Annotated in this window: 18 protein-coding genes and 1 pseudogene; 2 read left to right on the top strand and 17 right to left on the bottom strand. The window is 70.1% G+C overall.

Features of this window, described 5'->3' with window-relative positions:
- Positions 1-69: 69 nt before the first annotated feature.
- The 12 genes from J1C73_RS00510 to J1C73_RS00455 form a co-directional block, all read right to left on the bottom strand.
- Entirely contained in the window at positions 70-840 is a 771-nt protein-coding gene (locus J1C73_RS00510; protein WP_123462940.1) for a DUF3159 domain-containing protein, read from the bottom strand.
- Positions 841-843: 3 nt separating this feature from the next.
- On the bottom strand, positions 844-1,260 hold the full coding sequence (locus J1C73_RS00505; protein ID WP_207314553.1) for an OB-fold nucleic acid binding domain-containing protein: 417 nt from the start codon (positions 1,258-1,260) through the stop codon (positions 844-846).
- Positions 1,261-1,346: 86 nt separating this feature from the next.
- A complete protein-coding gene (locus tag J1C73_RS00500) occupies positions 1,347-2,039 on the bottom strand; it encodes a response regulator (protein ID WP_123462937.1) in 693 nt (230 codons plus the stop codon).
- Positions 2,040-2,089: 50 nt separating this feature from the next.
- Entirely contained in the window at positions 2,090-4,633 is a 2,544-nt protein-coding gene (locus tag J1C73_RS00495; RefSeq protein ID WP_207314552.1) for a DUF4118 domain-containing protein, read from the bottom strand.
- Between the two features lie 217 nt (positions 4,634-4,850).
- A complete protein-coding gene (locus J1C73_RS00490) occupies positions 4,851-5,588 on the bottom strand; it encodes an ABC transporter ATP-binding protein (protein WP_207314551.1) in 738 nt (245 codons plus the stop codon).
- Positions 5,589-5,700: 112 nt separating this feature from the next.
- Positions 5,701-6,378 (bottom strand): potassium-transporting ATPase subunit C, encoded by a 678-nt coding sequence (locus tag J1C73_RS00485; protein ID WP_207314550.1) that lies wholly within the window; start codon positions 6,376-6,378, stop codon positions 5,701-5,703.
- A gap of 6 nt (positions 6,379-6,384) precedes the next feature.
- Positions 6,385-8,511, bottom strand: a complete 2,127-nt coding sequence (gene kdpB, locus J1C73_RS00480; protein WP_207314549.1) for a potassium-transporting ATPase subunit KdpB — start codon at positions 8,509-8,511, stop codon at positions 6,385-6,387.
- Positions 8,508-10,172, bottom strand: a complete 1,665-nt coding sequence (kdpA, locus tag J1C73_RS00475; protein ID WP_123462926.1) for a potassium-transporting ATPase subunit KdpA — start codon at positions 10,170-10,172, stop codon at positions 8,508-8,510. Before kdpA ends, kdpB begins: the two co-directional genes overlap by 4 nt.
- A 7-nt stretch (positions 10,173-10,179) precedes the next feature.
- Positions 10,180-10,269 (bottom strand): K(+)-transporting ATPase subunit F, encoded by a 90-nt coding sequence (gene kdpF / locus J1C73_RS00470; RefSeq protein ID WP_037777601.1) that lies wholly within the window; start codon positions 10,267-10,269, stop codon positions 10,180-10,182.
- Between the two features lie 346 nt (positions 10,270-10,615).
- Positions 10,616-11,389: a DUF3710 domain-containing protein gene (locus J1C73_RS00465; RefSeq protein ID WP_207314548.1), complete on the bottom strand. Its 774-nt coding sequence runs from the start codon at positions 11,387-11,389 to the stop codon at positions 10,616-10,618.
- A 1-nt stretch (position 11,390) separates the two neighbouring features.
- Positions 11,391-11,924 (bottom strand): dUTP diphosphatase, encoded by a 534-nt coding sequence (gene dut, locus J1C73_RS00460; RefSeq protein ID WP_123462922.1) that lies wholly within the window; start codon positions 11,922-11,924, stop codon positions 11,391-11,393.
- Positions 11,924-12,508, bottom strand: coding sequence for a PaaI family thioesterase (locus J1C73_RS00455; protein ID WP_123462920.1), 585 nt, complete (start codon positions 12,506-12,508; stop codon positions 11,924-11,926). The genes dut and J1C73_RS00455 overlap by 1 nt, the downstream gene beginning before the upstream one ends.
- Positions 12,509-12,566: 58 nt before the next feature.
- On the opposite strand from J1C73_RS00455, the gene J1C73_RS00450 reads away from it, so the two are divergent.
- Positions 12,567-13,025 (top strand): DUF3093 domain-containing protein, encoded by a 459-nt coding sequence (locus J1C73_RS00450; protein ID WP_123462918.1) that lies wholly within the window; start codon positions 12,567-12,569, stop codon positions 13,023-13,025.
- Positions 13,026-13,132: 107 nt separating this feature from the next.
- On the opposite strand, the gene J1C73_RS00445 is transcribed toward J1C73_RS00450, so the two are convergent.
- From J1C73_RS00445 to J1C73_RS00430, 4 genes are all read right to left on the bottom strand, one after another.
- On the bottom strand, positions 13,133-14,101 hold the full coding sequence (locus J1C73_RS00445; RefSeq protein WP_207314547.1) for a hypothetical protein: 969 nt from the start codon (positions 14,099-14,101) through the stop codon (positions 13,133-13,135).
- 13 nt (positions 14,102-14,114) lie between these two features.
- The gene (locus J1C73_RS00440; protein WP_003965732.1) at positions 14,115-14,411 is read right to left on the bottom strand and encodes a DUF4193 domain-containing protein; all 297 of its coding nucleotides are present in this window, start codon (positions 14,409-14,411) and stop codon (positions 14,115-14,117) included.
- Between the two features lie 404 nt (positions 14,412-14,815).
- The gene (locus tag J1C73_RS00435; protein WP_372446632.1) at positions 14,816-16,051 is read right to left on the bottom strand and encodes a sensor histidine kinase; all 1,236 of its coding nucleotides are present in this window, start codon (positions 16,049-16,051) and stop codon (positions 14,816-14,818) included.
- Between the two features lie 5 nt (positions 16,052-16,056).
- On the bottom strand, positions 16,057-16,710 hold the full coding sequence (locus J1C73_RS00430; protein ID WP_024490544.1) for a response regulator transcription factor: 654 nt from the start codon (positions 16,708-16,710) through the stop codon (positions 16,057-16,059).
- Positions 16,711-17,105: 395 nt separating this feature from the next.
- On the opposite strand from J1C73_RS00430, the gene J1C73_RS00425 reads away from it, so the two are divergent.
- A complete protein-coding gene (locus J1C73_RS00425; RefSeq protein WP_164494452.1) occupies positions 17,106-17,279 on the top strand; it encodes a hypothetical protein in 174 nt (57 codons plus the stop codon).
- Between the two features lie 85 nt (positions 17,280-17,364).
- Here J1C73_RS00425 and J1C73_RS00420 read toward each other — a convergent pair.
- Positions 17,365-17,514, bottom strand: a pseudogene (locus J1C73_RS00420) (inositol monophosphatase family protein); the annotation flags it as partial.

The following is a 17,514-nucleotide window of genomic DNA, read 5'->3' as shown; positions in this document are numbered from 1 at the left end:
TCTCGGGGACCGGGTCTCGGGTCTCGGAAAGACCGTTGCCGCGTGCCCCGGAAGTGCCGGCCGTCCGCCTCAGAACTCCTGGCTGCGGGCGGCTTCGGTGGCTGCTGCCCTGCGGGCCTTCTCGGCCTTCTCGGCCTGCTCCTCGGCCTCCATCTCGGCGAAGACGTCGATGGGCGGTGGCGCCTTGGCGAGGAAGACCCAGGTGAGGTAGACCGCGAGCAGGAACGGCGGGATCTTCAGCGCCACCAGGACCCAGCCGAACTGGGTCGTGTCGCCCCACCAGTACAGCGGGAAGAGGATCGCGCACTTGGCGAGCAGGATCAGTCCCCAGGCGTAGCTGGCCTTGGCGTAGGCCTTCTTGCGGCCGGGGTTCCTGGTGCGCCAGGAGAGGTTCTCCTTGAAGACCGGGCCCAGGATCAGTCCGATGAGCGGCAGTCCCGCCAGCGTGGTGACCAGGTAGGCGACGGCCAGTCCGAGCGTGTAGATCATGCCCGGCAGATAGAAGTCCTTGGCGTTGCCGGTCATCTTCGCGAAGACGACACCGAAGGCCACGCCGAAAACGCCGCTGAAGGCGTGCTTGACGGTGTCCCTGCGGATCAGCCGGACGGCCACGAGCGCCAGCGACACCGCCACGGCCGCGATGGCCGAGTACGTGAGGTTCTTGTCGATGGTGAAGATCGTGACGAAGAGCAGTCCCGGCAGGACTGTCTCCACCATGCCCCGGATGCCGCCGAAGGCCTCGAAGAGCGCGGCCTCGGTGACCGCCTTCGCGTCGGCCTCCTGCTGGTCGGTGCTGGTGGTGGGGTCCGTGTCGGACGTCGGCTTGTCAAGAGACGTCACCGGCTACTCCTTGCCGAGCGGTCGGAGTTCGTATTTGGGGTTGAACAGCACCCGGCGCCCATGACTCATGGAGATCCGGCCCGAGGCGATGAGCCTGCGGCCCGGTTCGATGCCCACGATGGAGCGGCGGCCGAGCCAGACCACGTCCAGCGGAGCACTGCCGTCGAAGAGCTCCGCCTCCAGGGCGGGCACTCCGGCGCGCGGTCGCAGGGTGACCGTCCGCAAGGTACCAGTGACCTTCACGATCTGGCGGTCGGCGCACTCCGAGATCCGGGTGCATCCCGAGGCATGGGAGTCCTCCGCCAGCTCCTCGCACTCCAGGTCCTCCTGGGAGCTGGAGAGCCGGTCGAGCATCCGTCGGAAGCGCCCGGTCGGCCGCTCGGCCTTCCCGGCCTTCTCGAATCGAGGAACAGCACTCATAACCGAAGAGTACCGGTCCCAGGGGGTCCTGGCGGATGGCCACTGTTTCACTCGAACGGGTTACGGGGAGAGCCGGGCGACGCCCTTCAGGCGCGCTCGAAGCGGTATCCCATCCCCGGTTCGGTGACGAAGTGCCGGGGGTGCGAGGGGTCGGCCTCCAGCTTGCGCCGCAGCTGGGCCATGTAGACCCGCAGATAGTTGGTCTCGGTGCCGTACGACGGCCCCCAGACCTCCTGGAGCAGCTGCTTCTGGCTGACCAGCCGGCCGCTGTTGCGGACCAGTACCTCCAGCAGATGCCACTCGGTGGGGGTGAGCCGTACGTCCCGTCCCTCGCGCTGGACCTTCTTGGCGGCCAGGTCGACGGTGAAGCCCGTGGTCTCGACGATCACGACCTGGTCGCCGCCGTCCTGGCCGACGGGTTCGGCGCGGCGCACCGAGGCGCGCAGCCGGGCCAGCAGCTCGTCCATGCCGAACGGCTTGGTGACGTAGTCGTCGGCCCCGGCGTCCAGCGCCTCGACCTTCTCGTCGGAGGTGTGGCGGGCCGAGAGCACCAGGATCGGCACCCGGGTCCAGCCACGCAGCCCCCTGATCACCTCGACGCCGTCCATGTCGGGCAGCCCGAGGTCCAGGACGACGACGTCGGGGTGGCGGGCGGCGGCGAGCTGGAGGGCGGTCGCCCCGTCGGGCGCGGCGTCCACCTCGTACTTGCGCGCCTTCAGGTTGATCACGAGGGCGCGTACGATCTGCGGCTCGTCGTCGACCACAAGCACCCGGGTCATCTCGGTCCTGCCTTTCTGCTGTACATCGGGTCCGCGGAGCTCTCCGCGGATCATGAGGTGACCCGCGCGGGCAGGTCGGGGCTGACCGGGACGTGTCCCGAGGCCGCCCTGAGGGTCAGGACCATGGTGAGGCCGCCGCCGGGGGTGTCCTCGGCGTCCAGCGTGCCACCCATGGACTCCACGAAGCCGCGGGCCACCGCGAGGCCCAGGCCGACCCCGGCGCCGCGCGGGGCGTCGCCGTAGCGCTGGAAGGGTTCGAAGATGCGTTCCTTGCCGTCGTCGGGGACGCCCCGGCCCCGGTCGGCCACGCGTAGCTCGACGCGGGCGCCCAGTGCGCTGGCGGCCACCGTGACGCGGTCGCCGTCGGGGCTGTACTTGACCGCGTTCTCGACGATGTTGGCGACGGCCCGCTCCAGCAGCCCGGGGTCGACGGCGACCATCGGGAGCGTTTCGGGGATGTCCAGGTCGACGCTGTCCTCGGGCACGCCGCCCAGGGCCATGGGCACGACCTCGTCGAGGTCGATCTCGCGGATCAGCGGGGTGACGGTGCCGGTCTGCAGCCGGGACATGTCGAGGAGGTTGCCCACCAGGTGGTCGAGGCGGTCGGCGCCGTTCTCGATGCCTTCCAGGAGTTCGGCCTCGTCGTCGTCGGACCAGGCGACGTCGTCGGAGCGCAGGGAGCTGACCGCGGCCTTGATGGCGGCGAGCGGGGTCCGCAGGTCGTGACTGACGGCGGCCAGCAGCGCGGTCCTGATCCGGTTGCCCTCGGCGAGCCTGCGGGCCTCCTCGGCCTCGCCGACGAGGCGCTGGCGGTCCAGTACGACGGCGGCCTGGGCGGCGAAGGCGCCGAGCACCCGGCGGTCCTCGGCGGGCAGCACCCGGCCGGAGAGCGCGAGGGCCATGTGGTCACCGACGGGCATGTCCACATCGGCGTCCTCGGGCCGGGTGACGGGCCCCGGGCCGACGCTCCCGGCGCACGTCCACGGGTCGACGTCGCTCTGCCGCTCCAGCAGTGCGACGGACTCCATCCCGAAGGTCTCGCGGACCCGGTCGAGGAGCGCGGCCAGGGTGGTCTCGCCGCGCAGCACGCTGCCGGCCAGGAAGGACAGGATCTCGGACTCGGCGCGCAGCCTGGCGGCCTGGTGGGTGCGGCGGGCCGCCAGGTCGACGACGGAGGCGACCGCGACCGCCACCGCGAAGAAGATCACGATGGCGACGAAGTTCTCGGGGTCCTGGACGGTCAGGGTGTGGGTGGGCGGGGTGAACCAGTAGTTCAGCAGCAGCGAGCCCGAGGCGGCCGAGGCGAGCGCGGGCCGCAGCCCGCCGAGCAGGGCGGCGGCGACGGTCATGAAGAGGAACAGCAGGACGTCGTTGGCGAGCCCCGGACCGTTCTCCAGGCCCTTGAGGAGCAGCGAGAGCAGGACCGGGCCGCCCACCCCGACGATCCAGCCCCAGATGATGCGGGCCCGGCCGAGCCGGGCGCCGCGGGCGATGGGCAGGCCCCTGCCCTTGGCGACCTCGTCGTGGGTGACGATGTGGACGTCGAGGTCGGTGCCGGACTCACGGGCGACGGTGGCGCCCACGCCGGGGCCGTAGATGTACTGCCAGGCCTTGCGCCGGCTGGAGCCTAGGACGATCTGGGTGGCGTTGACACCCCGGGCGAATTCGAGGAGCGCCGAGGGGATGTCGTCGCCGATCACGTGGTGGAAGGTGCCGCCGAGGTCCTCGACGAGGGTGCGCTGGACGGTGAGCTCCTTGGGCGAGGCCGAGGTCAGTCCGTCGCTGCGGGCGATGTAGACGGCCAGGATCTCGCTGCCGGAGCCCTTGGCCGCCATCCGGGAGGCGCGGCGGATGAGGGTGCGGCCCTCGGGGCCGCCGGTGAGTCCGACGACTATGCGTTCGCGGGCCTGCCAGGTGGTGCGGATGTTGTGCTCGCCGCGGTACTGCTGGAGGTATTCGTCGACCCGGTCGGCCACCCAGAGGAGGGCCAGCTCGCGCAGGGCGGTGAGGTTGCCGGGGCGGAAGTAGTTGGAGAGCGAGGCGTCGATCCGGTCCGGCTTGTAGATGTTGCCGTGAGCCATTCGCCGGCGCAGCGCCTGGGGCGACATATCGACAAGTTCGAGCTGGTCGGCGCGGCGGACCACCTCGTCGGGCACGGTCTCGCGCTGGCGTACGCCGGTTATCGACTCGACGACGTCCCCGAGGGACTCCAGGTGCTGGATGTTGACGGTGGAGACCACGTCGATGCCGGCCTGGAGGAGCTCCTCGACGTCCTGCCAGCGCTTGGCGTTGCGGGAGCCGGGCACATTGGTGTGCGCCAGTTCGTCCACCAGGGCGACGGCCGGGGCACGCTCCAGGACGGCGTCGACGTCCATCTCGGTGAAGACCGCGGAGCGGTACTCGATCTCGCGGCGCCGGATCTGTTCGAGGCCGTGCAGCATGACCTCGGTGCGCGGGCGGTCGTGGTGCTCGACGAAGCCGACGACGCAGTCGGTGCCCCGCTCCACGCGGCGGTGCGCCTCGGAGAGCATGGCGTACGTCTTGCCCACGCCGGGTGCCGCACCGAGGTAGATCCGAAGTTTGCCGCGCGCCATGGCCTCATTGTCTTCCCGAAACCGGCTGCGGCCGATGCGGCAGCCTCTGTCGAAGCTACCCCGTGAATTTCCGGCATATCGGGCGGGGGGTGCTGGAGCGGAGCGTATTTACGTAATTCTGATGCCCCGGGCCGGGCCCTATCCGGCCAGGGCGGCGCACCCCGGAAGCGGCAAGAGCTCCCTGGCGCGTGCCCGGCGTACGCCGTGACGGCTCCCGCTACACGTGCTCGACGATGTGCCCGTCACTGAGTTCCAGGACCCGGTCGGCGAGGCCGAGCAGCTGGGCGTCGTGTGTGGCGACGAGCGCGGTGACGCCCTCGCTGTGCACGACCGCGCGCATCAGTTGCATCACCGCGAGGCCGGTCTCCGCGTCGAGCTGTCCGGTCGGCTCGTCGGCGATCAGCAGCGCGGGCCGGTTGGCGAGCGCGCGGGCGATCGCCACCCGCTGCTGCTGGCCGCCGGAGAGCTCGCCGGGCCGCTGGGCCGCGTGGTCGGCGAGGCCGACCAGGGAGAGCAGCAGCGACACCCGCTCCTCGCGCTCGCGCGGGTCGGCCTTGCGCAGCCGCATGGGCACGCCGACGTTCTCCGCCGCGGTCAGGATCGGGATCAGGCCGAACGACTGGAAGATGAAGCCGATCCGGTCGCGGCGCAGTTCCAGCAGTCCGTTCTCGCCGAGCGCGGAGAGGTCGGTGCCGTCCACGGTGATCCGGCCGCTGTCGGGGCTGTCGAGCCCACCGACGAGGTTCAGCAGGGTGGTCTTGCCGGAGCCGGAGCGCCCCTTGAGCGCGACGAGCTCACCGCGCGGCACCTCGAAGGACACCCCGCGCAGCGCGTGCACGGCCGCGGCGCCGGAGCCGTAGGAGCGGTGCAGGTCCTCGATCCGGACCATGGGCCTCTCGGCGACTGCCGTGCCGCTCTCCCCGCCGTTGCCCGCCGCGTCGATGCTCTCGGTCATGTCGCTCCCCGTACGTCCTCGGTCCTGTCGGCCGCCAGTATGTCCATGAGGCCCGGGTACGGGCAATGCCCGGTACCGGCCGCGGGCGGCCGGTACCGGGCAATGCGGACGGTCAGCGTCCCGCGGTTTCGCTCACGAGCTGCCGCAGCGCGATGTTCAGCCGCAGGACGTTGACCCGCGGCTCACCCACGAACCCGAGGATCCGGCCGTCGGTGTGCTGGTCCACCAGCTTCGCCACCTGCCCCGCGTCCAGGTGGTTGCGCTCGGCGACCCGGCGGACCTGGAGCTGCGCATAGGCCGGGGAGATGTCCGGGTCGAGGCCGGAGCCCGAGGAGGTGACGGCGTCGGCCGGCACCTGCGCGGGGCGCACGGGGTGGCCGGGGACGGAGTTGTCCTTCACCACCGCGGCCTTGGCGGCCGTGACCCAGTCGATCAGCTCCTTGTTGTCGCCTGAGCGGTTGGTCGCGCCGGAGACGAGGAGGGAGTACTGGGTGTTGACGCTGTTGGTGCCGAGGCCGTTGGAGGGGCGCGGCTGGAACCACTTGAGATCGGGGTCCGGCGTCTCCTGGCCCTTCTTCAGCGGCAGGTCGTAGCGCTGGCCGATGAGTTCGGAGCCGACGGCCTTGCCGTTCGCCGTGATCTCGGAGCCGTTGGCCCGGCCGGGCATCAGGCCCTGGGCGATCCCGGTGACGGCGAGCGGGTAGAGGACGCCGCAGACCAGGGTGAGGACGAGCAGGGCGCGCAGTCCGGCCCACAGGAGCCGGGCGGAGTTTCCTACGGAGCTGTTCATGGCAGGTCAGCCGATTCCGGGGATGAGGGAGATGATCAGGTCGATGATCTTGATGCCGATGAAGGGGGCGATCAGGCCTCCGAGTCCGTAGATCCCGAGGTTGCGCCGGAGCATCGAGTCGGCACCCGCGGGCCGGTAGCGCACGCCCTTGAGCGCGAGCGGCACCAGCGCGACGATGATCAGCGCGTTGAAGATCACGGCGGACAGGATCGCGGACCGGGGCGAGGACAGGTCCATGATGTTGAGCTTGTCCAGGCCCGGGTAGACCACGGCGAACATCGCGGGGATGATCGCGAAGTACTTCGCGACGTCGTTGGCGATGGAGAACGTCGTCAGTGCACCGCGGGTGATCAGGAGCTGTTTGCCGATCTCGACGATCTCGATCAGCTTGGTCGGGTCGGAGTCCAGGTCCACCATGTTCCCGGCCTCCTTGGCGGCCGAGGTGCCGGTGTTCATGGCCACACCGACATCCGCCTGGGCGAGCGCCGGGGCGTCGTTCGTGCCGTCGCCGGTCATCGCGACGAGCTTGCCGCCCGCCTGCTCACGCTTGATGAGGGCCATCTTGTCCTCGGGCGTGGCCTCGGCGAGGAAGTCGTCGACCCCCGCCTCCTCGGCGATGGCCTTCGCGGTCAGCGGGTTGTCGCCGGTGATCATGACCGTGCGGATGCCCATGCGGCGCAGTTCGTCGAACCGCTCGCGCATGCCCTCCTTGACGACGTCCTTGAGGTGGATGACGCCGAGGACCCGGGCGCCGTCCCCGTCGTCGACCGCGACCGGCAGGGGCGTGCCGCCCTCGCGGGAGATCCGGTCGGTGAGTACGGCCACGTCGGGGTGGACCGTGCCGCCGCGCTCCCGGACCCAGGCGACGACCGAACCGGTGGCCCCCTTGCGGATCCGGCGTCCGCCGGCGTCCACCCCGGACATCCGGGTCTGGGCGGTGAAGCCCACCCACTGCGCGGTGGCCAGTTGCCCCTGATGCCGTTCCCGGAGCCCGTACGCCTCCTTCGCCAGGACGACGACGGAGCGGCCCTCGGGCGTCTCGTCGGCCAGCGAGGAGAGCTGGGCGGCGTCCGCCAGCTCGGCCTCCGTCACACCCGCGACCGGGAGCAGCGCCGCGGCCTGCCGGTTGCCGAGGGTGATCGTGCCGGTCTTGTCGAGCAGCAGGGTCGACACATCGCCCGCCGCCTCGACGGCGCGCCCGGACATGGCGAGCACGTTGCGCTGCACCAGCCGGTCCATGCCGGCGATGCCGATCGCGGAGAGCAGTGCGCCGATGGTGGTCGGGATCAGGCAGACCAGCAGCGCGGCCAGCACGATCATGGACTGCTCGCTGCCCGCGTAGACGGCGAAGGGCTGGAGGGTGACCACGGCCAGCAGGAACACGATGGTCAGCGAGGCGAGCAGGATGTTCAGCGCGATCTCGTTGGGCGTCTTCTGCCGTGCCGCGCCCTCGACGAGGGCGATCATCCGGTCGATGAAGGTCTCGCCGGGCTTGGTGGTGATCTTGATGACGATGCGGTCGGAGAGCACCTTCGTCCCACCGGTCACGGCGCTGCGGTCGCCGCCGGACTCCCGGATGACCGGTGCCGATTCGCCCGTGATCGCGGATTCGTCGACGCTCGCCACTCCCTCGACGACGTCGCCGTCGCCCGGGATGATGTCGCCGGCCTCGCAGACCACCAGGTCGCCGATGCGCAGATCGGTGCCCGGTACCCGCTCCTCGTCCGTCCCCGTCAGCCGGCGGGCGACAGTGTCCGTCTTGGCCCTGCGCAGGGTGTCCGCCTGCGCCTTGCCGCGCCCCTCGGCGACCGCCTCCGCCAGGTTGGCGAAGACCGTGGTCAGCCAGAGCCAGACCGTGATCGCCCAGCCGAACCAGTCCCCCGGGTCCATGGCCGCCAGCACGGTGGTGAGCACCGACCCGGTCAGCACCACGAACATCACCGGTGACTTGATCATCACCCGGGGATCGAGCTTGCGTATCGCGTCGGGGAACGAGGCGATCAGCATCCGGGGGTCGAACAGACCCGCGCCGACGCGTCCTTCGGGGCCGTGCCCGGACGGGGTGTCCAGGTGCGGTGCGCCGGCCGGTGTGACTGTGGACATCGCGTCCTCTTGCTTCGTACGGAGGGTCATGACGCCAGCCCCTCGGCCAGTGGGCCCAGAGCCAGGGCCGGGAAGTAGGTCAGACCGGCGATGATCATGACGGTGGCCACCAGCAGTCCGCTGAAGAGCGGTTTGTGTGTGCCGAGGGTGCCGACGGTCGCCGGGACGGGGCGCTGCTCGGCGAACGAGCCCGCCAGGGCGAGGACGAACACCATGGGCAGGAACCGGCCCAGCAGCATCGCCAGTCCGATCGTGGTGTTGAACCACTGGGTGTCCGCGGCCAGCCCGGCGAAGGCCGAACCGTTGTTGTTGGCGCCGGAGGTGTAGGCGTAGAGGATCTCGGAGAAGCCGTGTGCGCCCGTGTTGGTCATCGAGTCGCCCGGGGTGGGCAGGGCCATCGCCGCGCCGGTGAAGCAGAGCACCAGCGCCGGGGTGATCAGGATGTAGCAGGCCGCGAGCTTGATCTCCCGGGTGCCGATCTTCTTGCCGAGGTACTCGGGCGTGCGGCCGACCATCAGGCCGGCGATGAACACCGCGATGACCGCCATGATCAGCATCCCGTAGAGACCGGAGCCGGTACCGCCGGGCGCGATCTCGCCGAGCTGCATGCCGAGCATCGTGATGCCGCCGCCGAAGCCGGTGTACGAGGAGTGGAAGGAGTTCACCGCGCCGGTCGAGGTGAGCGTGGTGGCCACCGCGAAGAGGGACGAGCCGCCGACGCCGAAACGGTTCTCCTTGCCCTCCATGGCCCCGCCCGCGATGTCGAACGCGGGCCCGTGGTGGGCGAATTCGGTCCACATCATCAGCGCGGTGAAGCCGAGCCAGATGACGCCCATGGTGGCGAGGATCGCGTAGCCCTGCTTGAGCGAGCCGACCATCCGGCCGAAGGTGCGGGTCAGCGCGAACGGGATGACGAGGATCAGGAAGATCTCGAAGAGGTTGGAGAGCCCGTTGGGATTCTCGAAGGGGTGGGCCGAGTTGGCGTTGAAGTAGCCGCCACCGTTGGTGCCCAGCTCCTTGATGACCTCCTGGGAGGCGACCGCGCCGCCGTTCCACTGCTGCGAACCGCCCAGGAACTGGCCGACGGAGTGGATGCCGGAGAAGTTCTGGATCGCCCCGCAGGCGACCAGCACGAGCGCACCGATCACCGAGACCGGAAGGAGGATCCGTACGGTGCCGCGCACCAGGTCGGACCAGAAGTTGCCGAGTTCACCGGTACGGGTGGCGGCGAGGCCCCGTACCAGCGCCACCGCGACGGCGATGCCGACGGCGGCCGAGACGAAGTTCTGCACCGCGAGGCCGCCGGTCTGCACGACATGGCCCATGGCCTGTTCGCCGGAGTACGACTGCCAGTTGGTGTTGGCGACGAACGAGGCCGCCGTGTTGAACGCCTGGTCGGGGTCGATCGAGGCGAAGCCGAGGGAGCCGGGCAGCGAGCCCTGGAGCCGCTGCAGCAGATACAGGAAGAGGACGCTCACGGCGGAGAAGGCCAGGACACCGCGGAGATAGGCGGGCCAGCGCATCTGCGTGTTCGGATCGGCGCCGATGGCCTTGTATATCCACTTCTCGGCCCGCAGATGCCGGGGCGAGGTGTACACACGGGCCATGTGGTCGCCGAGCGGGCGGTACGCCAGACCCAGCGCCACGACGAGCGCGAGCAGCTGGAGCACAGCTGCGAGGACGGGGCTCATTTCGGGCTCAGAACCTCTCCGGGTACAGAAGGGCGAGGACGAGATAGCCCAGCAGGGCGACGGCCACGACGAGGCCCACCACGTTTTCGGCGGTCACAGCTTCGTCACCCCCTTGGCGATGAGTGCCACCAGCGCGAAGACCGCGATCGTGGTGACGACGAAGGCCATATCGGCCATCGGGTGCTCCTGGATGAGGTGCGGATTTCTCGGACCTCATGAGCAAACCTGCCGCAGACACCGCTTTGACCTGCGTTGATGGCTTCCATACGGAGATGGGCCGGCCCTTGACGGCACCTGTACGTGCCCGATACGCGCCTCATACGCCACGGCGGCCGGTCCCCGTGCGGCGGGCGGGGCCGCACAGCGCACGGGAACGCAGAAGCCGGTGGGCCGTACCCCAGGAGAGGGGTACGGCCCACCGGCCGGTGCTTACGGGTGCGGGGTCAGCGCACCTCGGTGATCTCGGGGCCGCGCTGGAGATGGCCCATGCCGCCGGAGAACTTCGAGCTCTCCTGCTCCTCCTGCTGAACACCCTCGGGCACCATCTGGGCGTCGTTGGGGAGCTTCAGGACGATCGGGTCGCGCGGGGCCATCGGGCCGTCGCCGCGGACCACCACGGTGTCCCGGAAGACCGTCTCCAGCAGACCGGCGGCCTCCGGCTGCACGGCGCCCTGGCCGGAGATCACACCGCGCAGGAACCAGCGCGGGCCGTCGATGCCGACGAAGCGGACCAGCTGCACGCCGTTCGCCCCGTCGGGAAGCTGTACGGGGACCTGCGCGCGCAGTTCCCAGCCCAGCGGGCCCTCGACCTCGTCGATGATCCCGCCCTGCTGGGTGATGCCGGAGGCGATCTCGTCGCGGACCTCGCCCCAGATGCCCTCCTTCTTGGGGGCGGCGAAGGCCTGCAGCTGGATCGCGCTGTCGCGCAGCACGACGGTGGCGGCGACGATCGCGTCACCGGCGACCTCGACACGCAGCTCCATGCCCTCGACCCCGGGCACGAAGATGCCGCCCAGGTCGACCCGGCCCTCGCCGGGCTGGGAGACCTCTTCGATGTCCCACGGCCCGTCCGGTCGCGGCGCCGGCGGAAGGTTCATCCGACGCGATCCGCCCTCGGCGGCATCGGCGTCATCGAGCTCGTCGACGACCTGCTCGGCCTCGCGCGCTTCGTCCGCCGTGTCCTCGGCGGAACCACTGTTCTTGCGACGTCCGAACACGTCACTGTCCTTCCCGGTCGGATTCGACCGAAGCGTAGCTGTTCCCGTCCTGGGGAACCCCGCCCCGGACGCCATCAACATCAACGGCGGCATGACCGCCGGTGGACCCGAAGCCCCCTTCGGCCCGCGCCGAACCGGGAAGCTCCGACACTTCGTGGAAGCGCACCTTCTCGACCTGCTGCACGACCAGTTGGGCAATCCGGTCGAACCGCTCGAACCGCACGGACTCGCGCGGGTCGAGATTGATGACGATCACCTTGATCTCTCCACGGTACCCGGCATCAACCGTCCCCGGGGCATTCACCAGTGCGACTCCACAGCGCGCGGCGATGCCGGACCGGGGGTGCACGAACGCGGCGTACCCGTCGGGCAGTGCGATCGAAACCCCAGTGGGCAGCACGGCCCGCTCGCCGGGTGCCAGCTCGGCGGCCTCGGTGGTCACCAGATCGGCTCCGGCGTCGCCGGGGTGCCCGTAGGCCGGGATCGGCACGTCCGGGTCGGTCCTGCGGATCAGCACGTCCACGGGATGGCGCATCAGGGGTTCACCTCGAAGGCGCGGGCGCGCTTGGCCTGGTCGGGGTCGGCCATCGCCGCCCGGATCTCGGCCGGGCGGCCGTTCTCGATGAAGTGGTCGACCTTGACCTCGATGAAGAGGGCCTCCGCCCGGACCGCCACGGGCCCGTCCGGGCCGCCGATCCGGCCCGTCGCCCTGGAGTAGATCTTCCGGCCGTGCACGGCGGTGATCGCGGCGTCGAGGAACAGCACCGTGTCGACCGGGACGGGGCGGACGAAGTCGGTCTCCAGCCGTCCGGTCACCGCGATCACCCGCAGCAGCCAGTTCAGCGAGCCGAGCGTCTCGTCGAGCGCGGTGGCCAGCACCCCGCCGTGCGCCAGGCCGGGGGCTCCCTGGTGGGCGGCCTGCACGGTGAACTCGGCGGTGACCTCGACACCCTCGCCGGCCCGCGCCTGGAGGTGCAGCCCGTGCGGCTGTCCCCCGCCGCATCCGAAACAGTGTTCGTAGTGCGCGCCGAGGAGTTCGCCGGGGGCCGGCGCGTCGGGGTGCCGGACCGGTTTCACCGCGTCGGCCGGGGGCTTCAGAGCCGCAGATGTTCCACTCACAGCCGCAGACCTTACCCGCGCGGCTACCCGCAGGTCGCGCCGTGCCAAGCTTGGGCTCATGCAGCCTTCCGCCCCGCCATTCGACGAACGCCTCACCGCACCCCGTTCATGGTGGGTGATCTGCTTCCTCCTCGGCATCGCGTGCGCGCTGATGCTGCTGCCGCTGGGCACCCTGCCGCTGCTCGCCGGCCTGGTGGGCGGCACAGCCGCGTCGGCGGTGGTGGTGAGTTCGTACGGCTCCGTCCGGATCCGGGTGGTGGGCGACGCACTCGTGGCCGGTGACGCGCGGATCCCGGTGTCGGCGCTCGGTGAGGCCGAGGTGCTGGAGGCCGAGGAGGCGCGCGCCTGGCGCTCGTACAAGGCGGACACGCGGGCCTTCATGCTGCTGCGCAGCTACATCCCGACGGCGGTGCGGGTGAAGATCACGGATCCGCAGGACCCGACTCCGTACGCCTATCTGTCGACGCGCGAGCCGCAGGCGCTGGTGGCGGCGCTGAAGGCGGCGGTCCGGGCCTGAGGGCCGGTCCCGGGCCCACGGGCCTCAGACAGCCCTGGACGGGGCCGGCCGGGGCCCTGAGGCCCCAGGGGGGCGCGGTCGGCCCGCGGGGCGCGTGAACGGCTCGGCTAGTCCTCGGGGGGCTGGTCCGCCGGATGTCCGGGAAGGGCCTCGTACGGGAGCGCGGGCCGTTCCAGCGGCGGCAGCTCCGGCAGCCGGTCCCAGGGGATCTGCCGCTTCCGGAGATCCTTCCTGACCCGTTCGGCAAGTCTTCTGGTCTCGCGACGGTTCATCATCGCGCCGACCGTGGCGCCGATCATGAACGGAATCAGGTTCGGCAGATTGCGCGCGGTGCGCTTCATGATCTGCTGGCGCAGCTCGCGCTTCATCTGGCCGCCGAGCGCCGCGTTGACCGTCACGGGACGGGTGACGTCGATGCCGCGCTCCTCGGTCCAGGAGGTGAGGTAGGCGGTGGAGCGCTGGCCGAGACCGCCGGGCGGGCGGAGCCCGTACACCTCGTGCAACTCCGCGACGAGTTTCATCTCGATCGCGGCCACACCGGTGATCTCCGTGGCCAGCTCGGCGAGCATGGCGGGCGGTACGGGCATCATGGCCGCCGCGCCGATTCCGGCGCCGACGGCGGCGGTGGCCTTGCCCGCGCCCGCGATGAGCTTGTCGGCCAGCTCCTCGGGCCCGAGGTCCGGGAACTGCTTGCGCAGGGTGGCGAGATCGCGCACAGGGACGCGGGGAGCGATATCGATGATCAGGTCGGCGATATGACCGATCGCTGCCCTGGCGCTCTCCCCGCCCTTGCGTACGCCCCGTTTCACTGATTTCAGACGGCCTGCCCCGGTCACGGGCTCCGTCCTGTCGACCTGTTCGGCCCTGTCGGCCGTGTCGACTTCTGCAGCCGCTCCGGCTGCTTCGAGCGAGGCCGGCCGGCCCCGCTCGTCGTCCTGTCCGCCCGGCGAGGGTGGCAGGGCGGACGGCTCGGCAGGCGCTGCTACGCCTTCTGCCGGGCCTGTACCGCCCTGATGCGCCTCCGACGACTTACTGCGCCGGGGGCGCCGCTTCCTGAACGGTGTGTCCCCTGCCACGGCCGACCGGATCTCAGTCGCAGTCGCGGCAGATCGGCTGGCCGTTCTTCTCGCGGGCCAGCTGACTGCGGTGGTGCACGAGGAAGCAGCTCATGCACGTGAATTCGTCGGCCTGCTTGGGCAGGACCCTTACGGCCAGTTCCTCGTTGGACAGGTCTGCGCCGGGCAGCTCCAGTCCTTCGGCCGCGTCGAACTCGTCGACATCGACGGCCGAGGCCGTCTTGTCGCTCCGACGAGCCTTGAGCTCTTCAAGGCTGTCCTGATCGACGTCGTCGTCGGTCTTTCGTGGGGTGTCGTAATCCGTTGCCATGTCGCTCTCCCCCTCTGGGTGTCTGCGGTGTCTCAGCGCACGTAACGCGTGAGAGGCCGGACTTGTGCCCGACCCGAGGCGGAGATTTTGCCTCACATCAAGGTCTGTTACTCAATCGACACCCAAAAGGACCGCTCGAGAGCGATCGGCTTGGGTGGCGATGGGGACCGTACACGGTCCGGGCGGCGCCGTTGACCGGCGCCACCCCGTGTACTTCCCGTGATAATGACCCCCGAAAACCCCAACTATTGCCGGATTTCCGGTGGGGGCCCTGATCACGGAGCGTGGACGGCCGGAAATTCGCTCCTGTGATCGATCACACATGGACCCTTCGGGATCGGGTCCGGAAAATTCCGCTCAAAGCGAACAAAATAATCCGCGTGCGAATCGCTTCGCCCGGCCTGTCAGACAGGCAGTGAGACGCGCATCACAAGACCACCGCCCTCGCGGGGCTCCGCGATGATACGGCCTCCGTGAGCACGCGCGACGGACCGCGCGATCGACAGGCCGAGCCCCACCCCCTTGTCGCTGCCCGTCCGCTCCGTACGCAGCCGTCTGAACGGCTCGAAGAGGTTGTCGATCTCGTAGCCGGGCACCACCGGCCCCGTGTTCGAGACGACGAGCAGGGCCTGGCCCGGCAGGAGCTCGGTGGTGACCTCGACCCAGCCGCCGTCCGGAACGTTGTAGCGCACCGCGTTCTGTACGAGGTTCAGCGCGATCCGCTCCAGCAGCACGCCGTTGCCCTGGACCACGGCCGGGGCCAGCTCGTCGCGCAGTTCCACGCCCTTGGCCTCGGCCTCGCCCCGGGTCTGGTCGAGGGCGCGCGAGGCGACCTCGGCGAGGTCGACGGGTTTGCGCTCGACGATCTGGTTGTCACTGCGGGCGAGCAGCAGCAGGCCCTCGACCAGCTGCTCACTGCGTTCGTTGGTGGCCAGCAGCGTCTTGCCGAGCTGCTTGAGCTCCGGCGGTGCCTGCGGATCGGAGAGGTGGACCTCCAGCAGCGTGCGGTTGATCGCCAGGGGCGTGCGCAGCTCGTGCGACGCGTTCCCGACGAACCGCTGCTGCGCGGTGAAGGCCCGCTCCAGCCGGTCCAGCATGTCGTCGAAGGTGTCGGCGAGCTCCTTGAACTCGTCGTCCGGACCGTCCAGCTCGATGCGCCTGGAGAGATCCGTACCGGCCACCCGACGGGCGATCCGGGTGATCCGGCCCAGCGGCGAGAGCACCCGTCCCGCCATCGCGTAACCGAAGGCGAAGGCGATGATGCTCAGGCCCACGAGGGCCAGCAGTGACCGGTTGAGGAGCGTGTCGAGCGCCTGCTGGCGCTGGTGGTTGACGCAGGAGTTCATCGCCGCGTTGACGGAGTCCGGTGAGTTCCCCTCCCCCAGCAGGTTGCAGACCTTGCTGGACACATGGCCGTCGACGATCTTGAACGGCAGCTCACTGCCGACGTGCAGGGCCTGCGCGGCCAGCATGTAGATGATCGACAGCAGCAGGATGCCGGCGATCAGGAACATGCCGCCGTACAGCAGGGTGAGACGTATCCGGATGGTGGGGCGCAGCCAGGGGTACGGGGGCTCCTGCTGTTTGGGCTCCCACGTGGGTTTGGGGGGCGCCGTCGCGGGCGGCGGGACAGTGGGCACCGGCATCAGATCCGGTAACCCGAGCCGGGCACGGTGACGATCACCGGCGGCTCACCGAGTTTGCGCCGCAGGGTCATGACGGTCACCCGGACGACGTTGGTGAACGGGTCGGTGTTCTCGTCCCAGGCCTTCTCCAGGAGCTGCTCGGCCGAGACCACGGCGCCCTCGCTGCGCATCAGGACCTCCAGCACCGCGAACTCCTTGGGCGCGAGCTGGACCTCCTGCTCGCCGCGGAAGACCTCCCGGCGGTTCGGGTCGAGCTTGATCCCGGCACGCTCCAGGACCGGCGGCAGTGCGACGGTCGTACGGCGCCCGAGGGCCCGAACCCGCGCGGTCAGCTCACTGAAGGCGAAGGGTTTGGGCAGATAGTCGTCGGCGCCGAGCTCAAGGCCCTCCACCCGGTCACTGACGTCTCCGGAGGCGGTGAGCATGAGCACCCGGGTCGGCATGCCCAGCTCGACGATCCTGCGGCAGACGTCGTCGCCGTGCACCAGGGGGAGGTCCCGGTCCAGCACTACGACGTCGTAGTCGTTGACCTCGATGCGCTCCAGTGCCGCGGCACCGTCGTACACGACATCGACGGCCATGGCCTCCCGGCGCAATCCGGTGGCCACCGCATCGGCGAGCAGTTGCTCGTCCTCCACGACGAGTACGCGCACGGCGCTTCCTTCCCTAGAACTTCCACAACAGAGCTGCACAACGTCCGCGACGGACCGGCGGAACGTTCGAATCAGACCGGTGGCCCATGATCCGGGCCGTACCCAGGCACGGTCTGTGCGCCTCCATCCTGCCCGTAACGCGTATAAACCGGCGGTAAGACGGCGCGGCCCGACCTGCGGCTTCCCGGAATGCAGCGGTTTTCCGGGCCAGTTGAGGTTTCTCTGAGGGTCGGGTTGGGGAGGACGAATTCACACCCGCGATCGCGCCTCTCATGTGGCGTGCCACTGGCCCCCTCCGTTCCCCCGGAGGATGCGTGATCACCCGCCCTACCGCCTCGGCGGAGGGAAACCCGGGCACACCCCCGTGCCACCGACCCACGATGAGGGGGCGCCTCATGGACGCTTTCACCGCAGGTCTGCTGCAACGCATCAAGACCACCGAGTCCGACCTCACGAAGGCCCGCGAGACGGGCGACGACTTCCTCGCGGACGTCGAGCAGAGCGAGCTGGAGGATCTGCACCGCCTCGCTGCCGAGCACGGAGTCCACATCGGCGCCTCACGCGTCTGAGCCGTCACGAGAAGGCCCCGCAGTGCCGTACCGGCACATGCGGGGCCTTCTTCGTTCCGGTGCGGCCCACGGCCCGCACAGCGGCTCAGTCGTGCCAGGCGCCCAGTTCCTCCAGCAGGGACTGCAGCGGCTCGAAGACGCCCGGTGACGCGGCCACCGTCAGCCCGCCGTCGGCGGGCATCCCCGGCCGCCCGCCGGTGAGCGCGCCGGCCTCCCGCGCGATGAGGTCACCGGC

This window comes from Streptomyces laculatispora (assembly GCF_017353455.1).
Classification (GTDB): Bacteria; Actinomycetota; Actinomycetes; order Streptomycetales; family Streptomycetaceae; genus Streptomyces; species Streptomyces laculatispora.
The sequence above is the reverse complement of the archived record's forward strand: the minus strand, read 5'-3'. Positions and strand labels throughout refer to the sequence as shown.